We start from the raw sequence: 1,028 nt of genomic DNA, 5'->3' as shown, positions 1-1,028 counted from the left end.
CGGCCAAGCTGTGGGAGCGGCGGCGGGCCGCGCTGGAGCATCCGCTCGGGCGGGCGGCGGCGCCGGCTCCGGCCGAGCGGGCCATGCTCCCCAAGGTGCCCGGCGCCGAGACGCTGCTGTTCGAGATCGGCGTGGAGGAACTGCCCTACGCCGACGTCCCCGCCACCACGGAAGCGGTGCGCGAGTCGGTCACCGCGAAGCTCGCCGCGACCCGGCTGGGGCACGGCGCGATCACCGTGATGGCCACGCCCCGCCGGATCGTGATCACGGTCGACGGGGTGCAGCCGCGCGAGCGGGACACCATGAAGACCGTGCGGGGGCCCAAGGTCGCCGCCGCCTTCAAGGACGGCGCCCCCACCGCCGCGTTGCAGGGCTTCGCCCGCAGCCAGGGCGCCGAACCGACGGACGTGCGGATCGTCGAGGTCAACGGGGTCGAGTACGTGGCCCTGACCCGGCACGAGGAGGGCCGGCCGGCCGTCGAGGTGCTCAGCGACCTGCTGGCCGAGGTCGTCTCCGGGCTGCGGGCCGGGCGCAACATGCGCTGGAGCGATCCCGGCCTGTCGTTCTCGCGTCCCGTGCGCTGGCTGCTCGCGCTGCTGGGCCGTACTCCCCTGCCCGTGGTGGTCTCCTCCCTCTCCGCGGGCGACACGACGCGGGTGCAGCGGCAGGCCCCCTACCCGGAGGTCCGGGTGACCTCCGCCGAGGGCTACCCCCACTTCCTGCACATGCACGGCATCCTGCTCGACCGGGACGCCCGGCGCGGCGCGGTCGTGCGCGGGGCCCTGGAGGCCGCCGCCGAGGTGGGCGGGCGCATCGACGTGGAGGGCCAGGCCGGGCTGATCGACGAGATCACCGACATCCTGGAGTTCCCGTACGCCGTGCGGGGCTCATTCGACGAGCGCTACCTCGAACTGCCCGCGAGCGTCCTGACCACCGTGATGCGCAAGCACCAGCGCTATCTGCCGGTGCTGGACGGCGAGCGGCTCATGCCGCACTTCGTGACCTTCGCCAACGCCCTGTGCGACGAC

1 protein-coding gene is annotated in these 1,028 nt (G+C 74.0%); it reads left to right on the top strand.

Annotated features, from left to right (window positions below):
- Window positions 1-1,028: glycine--tRNA ligase subunit beta (locus tag ACZ561_RS40090; protein WP_471005097.1), on the top strand; the 1,028-nt coding region annotated here is incomplete at both ends.

Source organism: Streptomyces sp. NPDC039609 (assembly GCF_055596705.1).
Note: the sequence above shows the minus strand (reverse complement) of the source record. Positions and strands in the feature narration are given on the sequence as shown.